This window comes from Bradyrhizobium sp. MOS002 (assembly GCF_003020115.1).
Lineage (GTDB): Bacteria > Pseudomonadota > Alphaproteobacteria > Rhizobiales > Xanthobacteraceae > Bradyrhizobium.
Genome location: NZ_PYFX01000007.1, coordinates 91,299 through 104,472, shown reverse-complemented (window position 1 = coordinate 104,472; position 13,174 = coordinate 91,299). Strand labels below are relative to the sequence as shown.

The 13,174-nt window shown below is 64.2% G+C and carries 15 protein-coding genes; 6 read left to right on the top strand and 9 right to left on the bottom strand.

All coding sequences use genetic code 11. The annotated features are described in order from the left end of the window. Window positions 1-72: 72 nt before the first annotated feature. The gene (locus tag C7G41_RS21880) at window positions 73-432 is read left to right on the top strand and encodes a DUF427 domain-containing protein (RefSeq protein WP_106944471.1); all 360 of its coding nucleotides are present in this window, start codon (window positions 73-75) and stop codon (window positions 430-432) included. A gap of 122 nt (window positions 433-554) precedes the next feature. Here C7G41_RS21880 and C7G41_RS21875 read toward each other — a convergent pair whose 3' ends face one another. Then, window positions 555-728 (bottom strand): DUF1328 domain-containing protein, encoded by a 174-nt coding sequence (locus tag C7G41_RS21875; protein ID WP_007612121.1) that lies wholly within the window; start codon window positions 726-728, stop codon window positions 555-557. 190 nt (window positions 729-918) lie between these two features. Here C7G41_RS21875 and C7G41_RS21870 point away from each other — a divergent pair, with 190 nt between their 5' ends. Then, window positions 919-2,097: an acyltransferase gene (locus C7G41_RS21870; RefSeq protein WP_106944665.1), complete on the top strand. Its 1,179-nt coding sequence runs from the start codon at window positions 919-921 to the stop codon at window positions 2,095-2,097. A gap of 100 nt (window positions 2,098-2,197) precedes the next feature. Here the strand turns inward: C7G41_RS21870 and purL are convergent, their stop codons facing one another. Beyond that, a complete protein-coding gene (purL, locus tag C7G41_RS21865) occupies window positions 2,198-4,408 on the bottom strand; it encodes a phosphoribosylformylglycinamidine synthase subunit PurL (RefSeq protein ID WP_106944470.1) in 2,211 nt (736 codons plus the stop codon). Window positions 4,409-4,591: 183 nt separating this feature from the next. Here purL and C7G41_RS21860 point away from each other — a divergent pair, with 183 nt between their 5' ends. Next, window positions 4,592-5,071, top strand: a complete 480-nt coding sequence (locus C7G41_RS21860) for a PaaI family thioesterase (RefSeq protein ID WP_106944469.1) — start codon at window positions 4,592-4,594, stop codon at window positions 5,069-5,071. Between the two features lie 75 nt (window positions 5,072-5,146). Then, the gene (locus C7G41_RS21855) at window positions 5,147-6,103 is read left to right on the top strand and encodes a DMT family transporter (protein WP_106944468.1); all 957 of its coding nucleotides are present in this window, start codon (window positions 5,147-5,149) and stop codon (window positions 6,101-6,103) included. 15 nt (window positions 6,104-6,118) lie between these two features. Here the strand turns inward: C7G41_RS21855 and C7G41_RS21850 are convergent, their stop codons facing one another. Continuing rightward, the gene (locus C7G41_RS21850; protein ID WP_106944467.1) at window positions 6,119-7,090 is read right to left on the bottom strand and encodes a tripartite tricarboxylate transporter substrate binding protein BugD; all 972 of its coding nucleotides are present in this window, start codon (window positions 7,088-7,090) and stop codon (window positions 6,119-6,121) included. Continuing rightward, complete coding sequence (gene purQ / locus C7G41_RS21845) at window positions 7,087-7,788, bottom strand: phosphoribosylformylglycinamidine synthase subunit PurQ (protein ID WP_106944466.1); 702 nt, start codon at window positions 7,786-7,788, stop codon at window positions 7,087-7,089. Before purQ ends, C7G41_RS21850 begins: the two co-directional genes overlap by 4 nt. Before the next feature lie 165 nt (window positions 7,789-7,953). Here purQ and C7G41_RS21840 point away from each other — a divergent pair, with 165 nt between their 5' ends. After that, entirely contained in the window at window positions 7,954-8,970 is a 1,017-nt protein-coding gene (locus tag C7G41_RS21840) for a magnesium and cobalt transport protein CorA (protein ID WP_106944465.1), read from the top strand. A gap of 10 nt (window positions 8,971-8,980) precedes the next feature. On the opposite strand, the gene purS is transcribed toward C7G41_RS21840, so the two are convergent. Both purS and purC read right to left on the bottom strand, forming a co-directional pair. Next, a complete protein-coding gene (purS, locus tag C7G41_RS21835; protein ID WP_007602264.1) occupies window positions 8,981-9,223 on the bottom strand; it encodes a phosphoribosylformylglycinamidine synthase subunit PurS in 243 nt (80 codons plus the stop codon). Between the two features lie 12 nt (window positions 9,224-9,235). Then, entirely contained in the window at window positions 9,236-10,003 is a 768-nt protein-coding gene (purC, locus tag C7G41_RS21830; RefSeq protein ID WP_171944915.1) for a phosphoribosylaminoimidazolesuccinocarboxamide synthase, read from the bottom strand. A 308-nt stretch (window positions 10,004-10,311) separates the two neighbouring features. Here purC and C7G41_RS21825 point away from each other — a divergent pair, with 308 nt between their 5' ends. After that, window positions 10,312-10,635, top strand: a complete 324-nt coding sequence (locus C7G41_RS21825; RefSeq protein ID WP_106944464.1) for a DUF1476 domain-containing protein — start codon at window positions 10,312-10,314, stop codon at window positions 10,633-10,635. A gap of 114 nt (window positions 10,636-10,749) precedes the next feature. Here the strand turns inward: C7G41_RS21825 and cynS are convergent, their stop codons facing one another. The 3 genes from cynS to ntrB form a co-directional block, all read right to left on the bottom strand. Then, on the bottom strand, window positions 10,750-11,232 hold the full coding sequence (gene cynS, locus C7G41_RS21820) for a cyanase (protein WP_106944463.1): 483 nt from the start codon (window positions 11,230-11,232) through the stop codon (window positions 10,750-10,752). 65 nt (window positions 11,233-11,297) lie between these two features. Then, window positions 11,298-12,230, bottom strand: a complete 933-nt coding sequence (locus tag C7G41_RS21815) for an ABC transporter ATP-binding protein (RefSeq protein ID WP_106944462.1) — start codon at window positions 12,228-12,230, stop codon at window positions 11,298-11,300. A 4-nt stretch (window positions 12,231-12,234) separates the two neighbouring features. Then, window positions 12,235-13,077, bottom strand: a complete 843-nt coding sequence (ntrB, locus tag C7G41_RS21810; RefSeq protein WP_106944461.1) for a nitrate ABC transporter permease — start codon at window positions 13,075-13,077, stop codon at window positions 12,235-12,237. Window positions 13,078-13,174: the final 97 nt, after the last annotated feature.

Below are 13,174 nucleotides of genomic sequence, written 5' to 3'. Positions count from 1 at the left end.
TCCGTGATCCCATTGCGATAAAGCCACGACAAAGTGCCGCGCGCGGCAGACTGATCGAAAAGGCGTGAAATCATGAAGCTTCCAGGGCCCGACCACCCCATCACCATTACCCCAAATCCCCGGCGCGTCCGCGTCACGGCCGGCGGCATCGTGATCGCCGAGACCACCAAGGCGCTGACGGTGAAAGAGGCGAAATATCCGGCGGTGCAATATGTGCCGCGACAGGACGCCAACATGGCGCTGCTGGAGCGAACCGACCGCGTCACCCATTGCCCCTACAAGGGCGATGCCAGCTATTACAGCGTCAAGGCCGACGGCCAGACGCTGGACAACGCGATCTGGACCTATGAGGCGCCCTTCCCCGCGATGACCGAGATTTCCGGTCATCTCGCCTTCTATCCGGACAAGGTGAAGATCGAGGAAGTGGGGTAACTGCTGAGCGTTCGTCATGCCCGGGCTTGTCCCGGGCATCCACGTTCTTGGTCATGCGTGGCGAGTCTGGATGCCCGGGACACGCCCGGCCATGACCGCAGTGATGGCTTCCACGAGCCCCGCTACGCCCTGAATATCGTGAGCCCCAGGATCAGCAGCACCAGGAAGATCACAACGAAAACGTAGAACAGGAAGCGGGCAATGTCGGCGGAAGCGGCCGAGATGCCGGTGAAGCCGAGCACGCCGGCCACGATCGAGACAAGTAAGAAGATCAGCGCCCATTTCAGGATCGTCATCGCCAGCTCCGAAATTGTGCCGCCTGCCGCGGCCCTCAAGCCCTTTTGGCGAACGCTAACTTCGTCGCAGGGAACTGGTTCCTAGCGGTGTCGGAACCTGCGAGCATCTGAAACGACCCTTGCTGAATCCGGTTCCCGGCGGCAAAGTCTGGCCGGGAACGGAAGCGCGACCGGGGCGGCGACGATGACGATGTCACATTCAGCGACGATCGGCGTAGAGGCGCATGCCGCGTCCAAGAGCAAGGCGCGCAATCTGTCGCTCGATCGCGCCCGCACCTTTCTGACGCTGGTGGTGCTGCTGCACCACGCCGTCATTCCCTACACCTATTTCGGGCACACCGATCCGACCTCTTGGATCGGTTTCGACATCGTCGTGCTGGCCACCGACAGCTTCTTCATGGCGATGTTCTTCTTCCTGTCGGGACTGTTCACCTGGCCTGGCATCGCGCGCAAGGCGCCGTCAGTCTTTCTCCGCGACCGCCTGTTGCGGCTCGGGCTGCCGTTCGCGATCGCGGCGTTCACCGTCATCCCGCTCGCCTATTACGCGATCGCGCTGCGGCACGATCCCGGGCTGAGCTTTACGTCGTTCTGGTGGAAGACGATCACGGTTGGCCCGTGGCCGAGCGGCCCGATCTGGTTCGTCTGGGTGCTACTGGCATTCGACCTGACAGCAAGCCTGCTCTACCGGGTCTCCGCGCATCTGGTCGATCCGGGCAACCGCGTGTCGCTGCGCGGATTCGACCAGCCGGCCGTATTCTGGCTGCTGCTCGTGGTCGTTACGGCAATCGCCTACGTGCCAGCGCTGCTCTATTTCGGCGGCAGCAAATGGTTCGAGCTCGGGCCGTTCTCGGTGCAGGCGAGCCGCATCCTGCTCTACTTTGCCTATTTCTTCATCGGCGTCAGTGTTGGAGCTGCGAACTTCGGTCGCGGTATCCTCAGCGCCGACGGCCAGTTGCCGAAACAGCGCTGGCTGTGGGTGCTCGCCACGCTGATCCCCTACTGCCTGATGTGGGTGATGATCTACATCAAGCGCGAGATCCTCGGTAATCCCGACCCACAGCCGCACTGGTACCAGGCCATCTACAGCACGTTCTTCGTGCTGTTCTCAGGCTCGATCCTGCTCGCGATCCTCGCCTTCTTCCTGCACCAGAGGTCACCGGGCCCGAACCTGCTCGACCGCATGCAGGCGGATGCCTACGGCATCTTCCTGGTGCACTACCCGATCGCGTTGTGGATCCAGTACGCGCTGTACGACTACAGCCTGCCCGCGATCGTGAAGGCCGCGATCGGCTTCGTGCTCACGGTGATCCTGAGCTGGGGCCTGACGGCGGCCTTACGGAAGATTCCGGGGGCCTCGCACGTGTTGTGAGGCAAGACGCTCGTAGCCCGGATGAGCGCAGCGACATCCGGGAAACCTCTCGACAAGACCCGGATGTCGCTGCGCTCATCCGGGCTACAAGTTCAGCGCCTTACGCCGCCTTGCCGCCCATATACTCCGGCAGCCAGCGCTCGAACGAGGTCCGCAGCGCCTCGATCGTTACCGGCGCCTCTCCGGCGATCGCGACGGCGTCGCCGCCGGTGGTGCCGATCCGCACGCAGGGCACCTCGCAACCGCGCATCTTGGCGAGCACGAGTCCTGCCTGCGCCTCGGGCACGGTGACGAGATAGCGCGCCTGGTCCTCGCCGAACCAATAGGCCTGAGGCACCAGCGCGCTCGGCGCCGCGAGCAGTTTTGCGCCGATGCCGCTCGCCATCGCCATCTCGGCAAGCGCGATCAGCAGGCCGCCGTCGGAGAGATCGTGCACGGCGGTCGCGGTGCCCGCATGGATCATGCCACGCACGCAGTCACCGTTGCGCTTCTCCGCCGCGAGGTCGACCGGCGGCGGCGCGCCCTCCTCGCGACCGCAGATGTCGCGCAGGTAAACCGACTGGCCGAGCCAGCCATGGCTCTCGCCGATCAGGAGGATCGCCTCGCCTTCGGCCTTGAAGGCGAGCGAGGCTGATTTGGTGAAGTCGTCGAGCAGGCCGACGCCGCCGATCGAGGGCGTCGGCAGGATCGCGCGGCCATTGGTCTCGTTGTAGAGCGAGACGTTGCCGGACACGACCGGGAAGTCGAGCGTGCGGCAGGCTTCCGAAATGCCCTTCAGGCAGCCGACGAACTGGCCCATGATCTCGGGCCGCTCGGGATTGCCGAAATTGAGATTGTCGGTGATCGCAAGCGGCTTGCCGCCGACCGCGGTGATGTTGCGCCAGGCTTCCGCCACGGCCTGCATGCCGCCCTGATAGGGATCGGCCTCGCAATAACGCGGCGTCACGTCGACGGTCAACGCCAGGCCCTTCGGGCCGTCCTGCACGCGCACCACGGCGGCATCGCCGCCGGGACGCTGCATGGTGTTGCCGAGAATGACGTGGTCGTACTGCTCCCAGACCCAGCGCTTGCTGCACATGTCGGGCGTGCCGATCAGCTTTTCGAGCGCGGCACCGAGCCCCATCGGCGCCGGCACCTCGCGCGCGTGCACGACCGGCAGCGCGGCGGAGGGGACATGCGGGCGGTCATAGAGCGGCGCCTCGTCACCGAGCTCCTTGATCGGCAAATCGGCCATGACGTCACCGCCATGCTTGACCACAAAGCGCTTGCTCGGCGTGGTGTAGCCGACCACGGCGAAATCGAGGCCCCACTTTTTGAAGATCGCCTCGGCCTCTTTCTCCTTCTCGGGCTTGAGCACCATGAGCATGCGCTCCTGGCTCTCCGAGAGCATCATCTCGTAGGCGCTCATGCCAGTCTCGCGCGTCGGCACCGCGTCGAGATCGAGGTCGACGCCGAGGTCGCCCTTGGCGCCCATCTCGACTGCCGAACACGTCAGCCCCGCCGCGCCCATGTCCTGGATCGCGATGACGCAGCCCTTCTCCATGATCTCGAGACAGGCCTCCAACAGCAGCTTTTCGGCGAAGGGATCGCCGACCTGGACGGTCGGACGCTTCTCCTCGGACTTGTCGTCGAACTCGGCCGAGGCCATCGAGGCGCCATGGATGCCGTCGCGGCCGGTCTTGGAGCCGAGATAGACGATCGGCATGTTCACGCCGGAGGCGGCCGCATAGAAGATCTTGTCGGTATCGGCGAGGCCAACCGCCATCGCGTTGACGAGGATGTTGCCGTCGTAGCGGGTGTGGAAACGGACCTGGCCACCGACCGTCGGCACGCCGAAGGAATTGCCGTAGCCGCCGACGCCGGCGACGACGCCGGAGACGAGATGCCGCGTCCTGGCATGCTCCGGCGCGCCGAAGCTCAGCGCGTTGAGGCAGGCGATCGGACGCGCGCCCATGGTGAAGACGTCGCGCAAGATGCCGCCGACGCCGGTGGTGGCGCCCTGGTACGGCTCGATGTAACTCGGGTGGTTGTGGCTCTCCATCTTGAAGACCACGGCCTGGCCGTCGCCGATGTCGATTACGCCGGCATTCTCGCCCGGGCCCTGGATCACCCAGGGCGCCTTGGTCGGCAGGCCCTTCAGATGAAGGCGGGAGGATTTGTACGAGCAGTGCTCGTTCCACATCGCCGAGAAGATGCCGAGCTCGGTGAAGGTCGGCTCCCGCCCGATCAGCTTCAGGATGCGCTCATACTCGTCGGGCTTGAGCCCGTGGGCGGCAATCAGCTCGGGGGTGATCTTGGGTTCGTTCTTCATGGAATTTGGGCTTTCGGCAGCAGTTGGCCGTTCTTAGGAACATCGGGCGGCTTGGAAAAGCCCTTTATGGCGCATTTTCCCGCTGTCCCACGTTTTGCGGCCGGGGGCTGCGGGAACAGGAATTGCACAGCGCGGACAGATCGGATTTAAGGGCAAAAGACCCGCAATTGAAGGCCCATTTCCTTGCATGAATTGACCAAAGCGCCCCCGCCTCGCCGCCCCGACCTCCACATCGCCACCGATGGCGAATTCCAGGGCTGGCGAACCTGGATTCGCGACAGTTTTGAGAGCCATATCGGCCCGTTCTGGCACAAGATCGAGGACGACGGCAGCGTCCGCTCGGCGTTCCGGGTCGAGAAAAAGCACCTCAACGGCTCCGGCAACGTCCATGGCGGCTGCTTCATGGCGTTTTCCGACTATTGCCTGTTCGCGATCGCCACCCACGAGCTGGATGGGCCGGCCGTGACCACCAATTTTGCCTGCGACTTCCTCGATGCGGCGCGCGAAGGCGAGCTGATCGAATGCGTCGGCGAAGTCTCCCGCGCCGGCGGCTCGCTGATCTTCCTGCGCGGCAAGCTGACATCAGGCGGGCGGCCCCTGTTCACCTTCTCCGGCACGATCAAGCGGGTGAAGCGGAAGCCGGCACTGCAGCCAAACGCATAGCTCGCCGCCTTCCCTTTTGGCGCCCCCTCGCCCAGACTTGTCTTCAGCGCTGTCGCGCCGGGGAGCAGTATCAAGGTGCCGCAGAGCACATCGCCGACGGGTCGCGCCACGGCCTCTCAATTGCCGTCCATGCCCGCCACAGGCGCGCGCAACTGGCGCGACTATGCGCTGCTGGTCGCGCTCGCCTGCTGCTGGAGCTCAACCTATCCGCTGGCCAAGCTCGCGCTGGATACGATCCCACCCATCACCTTCATCTCAGCACGCTCGCTGATCGCGGCCGCCTTCCTGTTCGCAATTCTGTGGATGCGCGGCGTCAGGATCCCGACCGACGCGAAGGCCTGGAAGTTGTTCGCGACCCAGCAATTGATCAACTCGACCTTCCCGTTCCTGATCATCACCTGGTCGCAACAATATGTGCCGGCGTCGAACACGGTGGTGCTGGCCTCGACCACGCCGATCTTCGCCTTCCTGATCACCTCGCTGATCACGCGGCACGAGCCGGCCACGCTGCTGAAGCTCGCGGGCGCGATCCTCGGCCTTGGCGGCACAATCGTCATCGTCGGACTCGACGCGCTGCGTGGCTTCGGTAGCGAGATCGTGGCGGAGATCGCCATCCTGCTCGCCACCATCTCGTTCGCCTGCGCGACCATCTTCGGCCTGCGTCTGTCCGAATACGATCCGATGGTGGTGGCGGCCGGCTCGCTGCTGTTCGGCGGCCTGTTGCTGCTGCCGCCTTCGTTGATCATCGACCAGCCCTGGACGCTGCACCCGACGCCGACCGCGATCATAGCCACCGTCGTCATGGGCATCGTCTCGAGCGCCTTGGGGCTGATGCTGTTCTACATGTGCCTGGGACGGCTCGGCACGCTGACGACGAACGCGCAAGGCTATTTGCGCATCCCGATCGGCGTCGGCCTCTCCGTGCTGCTGCTCGGCGAGAGCGTGCCGTCGAACCTGGCGCTGGGACTGGTGCTGGTCATGGCGGGCGTTGCGGCGATGACGGTGCCGGCGGAACGGTTGAAACGACGCTAGCTATGGCTTGAGCTACTACTTGGCGTCGTCCGCCAGCATCTTGCGGTACTTCTCGACGTCGCGCGTCACGAGCTTTTGCAGCACCTCGGGCGTGTGCTCGTCGGGATCGGGTGCCACGGTCGAGAGGTCGGCAAAGCGCTTCTTCACCGCGTCGGTTTCGACCGCCGTGCGTGCAGCGGCATTCAGCTTGGCGATGACCGCCGGCGGAGTGCCCTTGGGCGCGAACAGGCCGTTCCAGCCCTGCGCTTCGAATTCGGGCAGGCCGGCTTCGGCCGACGTCGGCAGGTCCGGCACTGTCGCGAGCCGCACGGTCGAGCCGACCACGAGCCCGCGCGCCAGCTTCTCGTTGATCGACTGCGAGACGGAGGCTGCTGCATCGCAGACGCCGTCGATCTGGCCGCCGATCGCATCGGTGAGCGCGGGCGCGGCGCCGCGATAGCCGACCAGCGTCGCGTCGATGCCGGCGGCGGTGACGAAGCTCTTGCAGATCAGGTAATTCGACGAGCCGACGCCGGCATGGCCGAGATTGATCTTGCCAGGGTTGGCCTTGGCGTAGGCGATGAACTCCTTCAGGTCCTTCGCCGGAAAATCCTTGCGCACGGCGATGATGCCGAACGTTTTCGCCACCATGGCGATCGGCACGAAGGAATCCGGCGTGAACGGCAGTTTTGGATAGATCGTATAGGTCGCGGCGTTGGTGCCGGCATTGCCGATCGCAATGGTGTAGCCGTCGGGCTCGGCGCGGGAGGCGCGCGCCAGTGCGGTCGATCCGCCGGCGCCGGCGACGTTCTCGATCACGATGGTCTGGCCGAGCGCGATGCCCATCTGCTCGGCAACCGTGCGCGCGATCACGTCGGACGTGCCGCCGGCCGCGAACGGTACGATCATGGTGACCGGACGCTTGGGGAAATCCTGCGCGAACGAGGCCGTCGCGAACGCAACGACGGCGACAGCGGCCGGCAGCCGCTTCAGCACGAACGCGATCACGCGGCTTTTTCCAGATGCGCGGTGAGGCCGGCGAACAAGCCGCGGCCGTCGGTGCAGCCCATGATGTCTTCGACGTGGTTTTCCGGATGCGGCATCATGCCGAGCACGTTGCCCTTGTCGTTGACGATGCCGGCGATGGATTGCGCGGCGCCATTGATGTTGCTGATATCGTCGATCGCGCCCTCGGCCGAGCAATAGCGGTAAAGCACGCGCCCATCGCCTTCGAGCCGCTTGATGGTCTCCGCGTCCGCCGCATAATTGCCCTCGCCATGTGCGATGGGCACCCGGATCACCTGCCCTGCATTGTAGCCGCGCGTGAACGGCGTGTCGGAGCGCTCGACGCGGAGATGTACGTCGTGGCAGATGAATTTCAGCCGCGCATTGCGCATCAGGACGCCGGGCAAGAGGCCGGATTCGCAGAGAATCTGAAAGCCGTTGCAGACGCCGAGCACGAGGCCGCCCTTGGCCGCATAGTCGCGCACCGCGTCCATCACCGGCGCCCGCGCCGCAATCGCGCCGCAGCGCAGATAATCGCCATAGGAGAACCCGCCGGGCACCACCACGAGGTCGGTGCCATTAGGCAGCGACGTCTCGGCATGCCAGACCATCGCGGGCTCGCTGCCCGAGATCAGCCTCAAGGCACGCGCCATGTCGCGCTCGCGGTTGATTCCGGGAAAGACGAGGATGGCGGCTTTCATGGCAGAGGTTCCGAACGAGGATTGAAATGGGGCTGGCACGGCTGCCAAATCGCCAGCAGACATATCCATTTGACGGGGATTTTACCAGTGCTAGCCTTGCCCGCGAGCGTTGTGCACAGGCCATAGCCCGCCATTCGGCCGATCGATTCGCCCGGGATTAAAGCCATGAATGTCCCGTCGCTGCCCGCATCCCCGTCCGAACCGGTGTCCGCCGAGGGCGTCATCGCCGCCGGTGCCTATGTCGACGGCCGGCGCGTCGCCAATATCGCCATCAGCGAGGCTTCGAGCTGGCGGGCGAAACCCGGCCACGTGGTCTGGATCGGGCTGCACGAGCCCGACATGGCGCTGCTCAGCGCGGTGCAGAAGCAGTTCGACCTGCACGAACTCGCCATCGAGGACGCCAACCACGCCCATCAGCGACCGAAGATCGAGCAATATGGCGAGGCCCTGTTCATCGTGGCGCGCACGGCGCAACTGATCGAGGGCCGGATCGCCTTCGGCGAGACGCACATCTTCGTCGGCGAAGGCTATCTGGTCTCGGTGCGCCACGGCGCGTCGACGTCCTACACGCCGGTGCGCGAACGCTGCGAGAGTTGCCCGCGAGCGCTCGCGCGCGGCGAGGACTACATCCTCTACGCCATTCTCGATTTCATCGTCGACAACTACTCGCCCGTGCTCGAGAGCATTCACGAAGAGGTCGAGAGCATAGAGGATGACGTGCTCTCCAAGGCGATCAGCAAGGCGCAGATCGAGCGGCTCTACATGCTGCGCCGCGACCTCTTGCGGCTCCGGACCGCGATCGGCCCTCTGGTCGAGGTCTGCCGCCGGCTCGAGCATGACGAGCTGGCGATGGTGCGCGCGACGATGCAGCCACTGTTCCGCGACGTCACCGACCACGTCCGCAACATCCAGGAGCGGATCGATTCGATGCGGGAGGTGCTGGCCTTCGCCTTCGAAGCGAGTCTGCTGGTCGGCCAGGCTCAGGAGACGGCAGTCTCCAAGAAACTTGCCTCATGGCTCGCGATCATCGCGATTCCGACCGCGCTTGCCGGCATCTACGGCATGAACTTCAAGCACATGCCGGAGCTGGACTGGGAGTACGGCTATTACACGCTGCTCGGCGTGATGCTGACGGCGTGCGGCGCGCTGTACTGGCGTTTTCGGCGGGTCGGATGGCTGTGAGCCACCCCGTTCACCCGATCAGCTCCACCCGATAATTCTCGATCACGGTGTTCGCCAGCAGCTTGTCGGCGGCGTCCTTCAACGCCGCCTCCGCCTTCGCCTTGTCCGCGCCGGCGAGCTCGATGTCGAACACCTTGCCCTGGCGGACGCTGGCGACGCCGTCGACGCCGAGCGACTTCAACGCACCCTCGATCGCCTTGCCCTGCGGATCGAGGATGCCCGTTTTCAACGTAACGGTGACACGTGCCTTCACGTCAGATCCCTCTTAGCTCTTCACCAGAACCGGGCCGGAGCCCGCCGGACGCTCGTTCTCCATGAGGATGCCGAGACGCTTGGCGACTTCGGTATAGGCCTCGAGCAGCCCACCGAGATCCCTGCGGAAACGGTCCTTGTCGAGCTTCTCGTTCGACTTGATGTCCCACAGACGGCAGCTATCCGGCGAGATCTCGTCGGCGACGATGATCCGCATCATGTCGTTCTCGAACAGCCGGCCGCACTCCATCTTGAAGTCGACGAGGCGGATGCCGATGCCGAGGAAGAGACCGGTGAGGAAGTCGTTGACACGGATGGCAAGCGCCATGATGTCGTCGATCTCCTGCGGCGTCGCCCAGCCGAAAGCGGTGATGTGCTCTTCCGACACCATGGGGTCGTTGAGCTGGTCGTTCTTGTAGTAGAACTCGATGATCGAGCGGGGCAGCTGCGTGCCCTCCTCGATGCCGAGGCGCTGCGACAACGAGCCGGCGGCAACGTTCCGGACCACCACTTCCAGCGGCACGATCTCGACTTCGCGAATCAACTGCTCGCGCATGTTGAGGCGGCGGATGAAATGGGTCGGCACCCCGATGTCGTTGAGGTGCTGAAACAGGTACTCCGAGATCCGGTTGTTGAGGACACCCTTGCCCTCGATCACCTGATGCTTTTTCGCATTGAACGCGGTGGCGTCATCCTTGAAGTGCTGGATCAGGGTACCGGGCTCCGGGCCTTCGTAAAGAACCTTTGCCTTGCCTTCATAAATGCGACGCCGACGGCTCATGGGGATGTACCGTGTTTTGTTGAAATCCATGTATTTGGTGTGCTCCGGTTGACGAGACTACGACCCACAGCGGAGCTGCCGTGAACGGCCCGGAACCCCTAGAAACAGAACGGGAACCCAGCCTGAGGCAACCTATCCGATTGGCTCCCCCAGCACAATCGATCCAGCCGTCCGGCATCAAACTTATACCGCCTTGCCTGCGGCTTAACGGCTCGTTGTTTTGCCGATTCGTGCCCCCTATCTAGGCATGCACCGGGGCTCTCGCAACGAGGGCGGCCGGGGCCGGTCAGCAGGGAATTGGAAAAGGCATGAGCACGTTGGACAAGCGCGAGGAAGGCTTCGAGAAGAAGTTCGCCCTCGACGAGGAGCAGAAATTCAAGGCGGAAGCCCGCCGCAACCGGCTGCTCGGGCTGTGGGCGGCCGAAAAGCTCGGGATCGCCGGCGACGCCGCCATGGCCTATGCCAAGGAGGTGGTCGCAGCCGATTTCGAGGAAGCCGGCGATGCCGACGTCCTGCGCAAGGTCATGGCCGATTTCGCCGCCAAGAACGTCGCCGTCACCGAACAGGCGATTCGCGCCAAGATGAACGAGCTGATCGCGGTGGCAGCGGCCGAGGTGAAGGCGGGGAAATAAGGCGAAGCGGCATCCGCGCGCACTGTCATTCCGGGGCGGTCCGCAGGACCGAACCCGGAATCTCGAGATTCCGGATCGCCGCTATCGCGGCGTCCGGAATGACAGAGGGATCGATCACCCCTCCTTGAACCCATATTCCGGCACGTTGCCGCTGGCGCCGTAATATTTATACGGCAGGAACTTACCGCTCATCGTGATCTTGACGCGGTCGCCCTTCGGGTTGGGCAGGCGTTCCATCACCATGTCGAAGTCGATCGCCGACATGATGCCGTCGCCGTACTCCTCCTCGATCAGCGCCTTCCAGGCCGGACCGTTGACCATGACCAGCTCGTAGAAACGATAGATCAAGGGATCGGTCGGCGGCATCGGCATGCCGCGCATCGGCGTCTCGTTCAGCATCGCGGTCTCGGCCTTCGTCAGGCCGAACAGTTCAGCGGCGTTCGCGGCCTGCGGTTTTGTCAATTTCATTTGGCCGAGGATCGCGCCTGTTATGAGCACCTCGGAATAGCCGCCGATCTTTTCGCAGATGTGTTTCCAGCTCCAGCTGTTCTCGCGCTTGATGTCGAGCAGCTTCTCGGTGAGGTCTTCGCGTTTCATGTCATGGTCTCCTTGGCTGTCGTCATGCCCGGGCCTTGTCCCGGGCATCCACGTTCTTGGCTGCACTAGGAAGACGTGGATGGCCGGGACAAGCCCGGCCATGACGTCTCGTTGAGTGGCTCCGACTTGGCGTCAGACGCGATCGTCAGTCCGGGCTTGCCGATGTGCACCACCGGCACATTGCGCGGATCGTGACCGGGCGTCTCGGCGGTGAAAGTCTTGCTGCGCGTGACCAGGAAATCGATGATGTGGTTGCGCAGCGCGTAGTACAGCGGGTGGCGGTGCAGGTCGGTGCGGCCGCGGTCCCTCGGCAGCGGGTTCTCGACCACTTCCGCCAGCACCGCGCCGGGACCGTTGGTCATCAGGAAGATCTTGTCGGCGAGGTAGATCGCCTCGTCGACGTCATGGGTGATCATGAACGCGGTCTGCCCGGTCTCCAGACAGATGCGCCGCACCTCGTCCTGCAGCGTGCCGCGCGTCAGCGCGTCGAGTGCCGAGAACGGCTCGTCCATCAGCATCATCTTTGGCGTGATCGACAGTGCACGCGCGATGCCGACGCGCTGTTTCATACCGCCGGAGAGCTCGGAAGGTCGCTTGTGTTCCGAACCCGTCAGGCCCACGAGATCGATAAATGTCTGCGCATGCGCCTTCACCCTGGCGCGATCCCAGCGCCGCCATTTCGAGCTCACGGCGTAGGCAACATTACCCAGCACGGTGCGCCAGGGGAGCAGCGCATGGCTCTGGAAGATCACGGCGCGGTCGAGGCTCGTCCCGGAAATGGCCTGCCCGTCGACGATCACCGCGCCCTCGCTCGGCGCATCGAGGCCGGCGAGGATGTTGAGCACCGTGGTCTTGCCGCAGCCGGAATGGCCGATCACGCAGCAGAACTCTCCGCGCGCCATCGACAGCCACAGATTCTCGAATACCGTCGTTGTCGCGCCGCCCGTGCCGGGATAGCGCTTGGCGATGCCTTCGATGGAGATGAATTTCTCGGTCACGGCCCTACTCCGGAAACGTGACCATGCGCGTGAAGCGCGCGAGGATCTGGTCGAGCAGCATGCCGACGATCCCGATCAGGAGGATCGCGATGATCACGTTGGTGATCGACAGATTGTTCCACTCGTTCCAGACGAAGTAGCCGATGCCGGTGCCACCGACGAGCATTTCGGCCGCGACGATCACGAGCCAGGCGATGCCGATCGAGATGCGCATGCCGGTCAGGATCGTCGGCGCCGCCGCCGGCAGGATCACGGTGAAGGCGCGCCTGATCGTTCCAACCTCGAGCGTTCGCGCGACGTTGATCCATTCCTTGCGTACGCTCGCGACCCCAAACACGGTGTTGAGCAGCATCGGCCAGATCGAGCAGATGAAGATGACGAAGATGGCGGAGATCGAGGAATCCTTGATGGTGTAGAGCGCGAGCGGCATCCACGCCAGCGGCGAGATCGGCTTCAGCAGCTGGATGAAGGGATCGAGCGCTTGGCTCAGCAGCGGCGACATGCCGATCAGGAAGCCGAGCGGGATGGCGACGAGCACGGCGAGCAGATAGCCGGTGCCGACGCGCGCGATGGAATAGCCGAGCTGGATGCCGAGCCCCTTGTCGTTCGGCCCGTTGTCGTAGAACGGCCTCCTCACGTGCTCCCAGAGTTTTGCGGCGACATCGACCGGCCCGGGCATGGCGGATTTGCCCTGCGTCGCGGTCAGGCCCATCAGCTTGGCGTATTCCGGGCTCATCGTGGCCACCGGTGCCGTCGAGCGCACGGCGAGATGCCAGACGCCGAGGAACGCGGCGAGCAACACGATCGAGACGAGGCCGGCGCGGAGGCGAAGGGAGGTGGTGGTCATCGCGCAAAACCTCTCCACACGTCGTCCCGGCGAAGGCCGGGACCCATACCGCGTGATCTAGAGGAGTCGAAAGGTCGTAGTACCGAGCAACTTATCT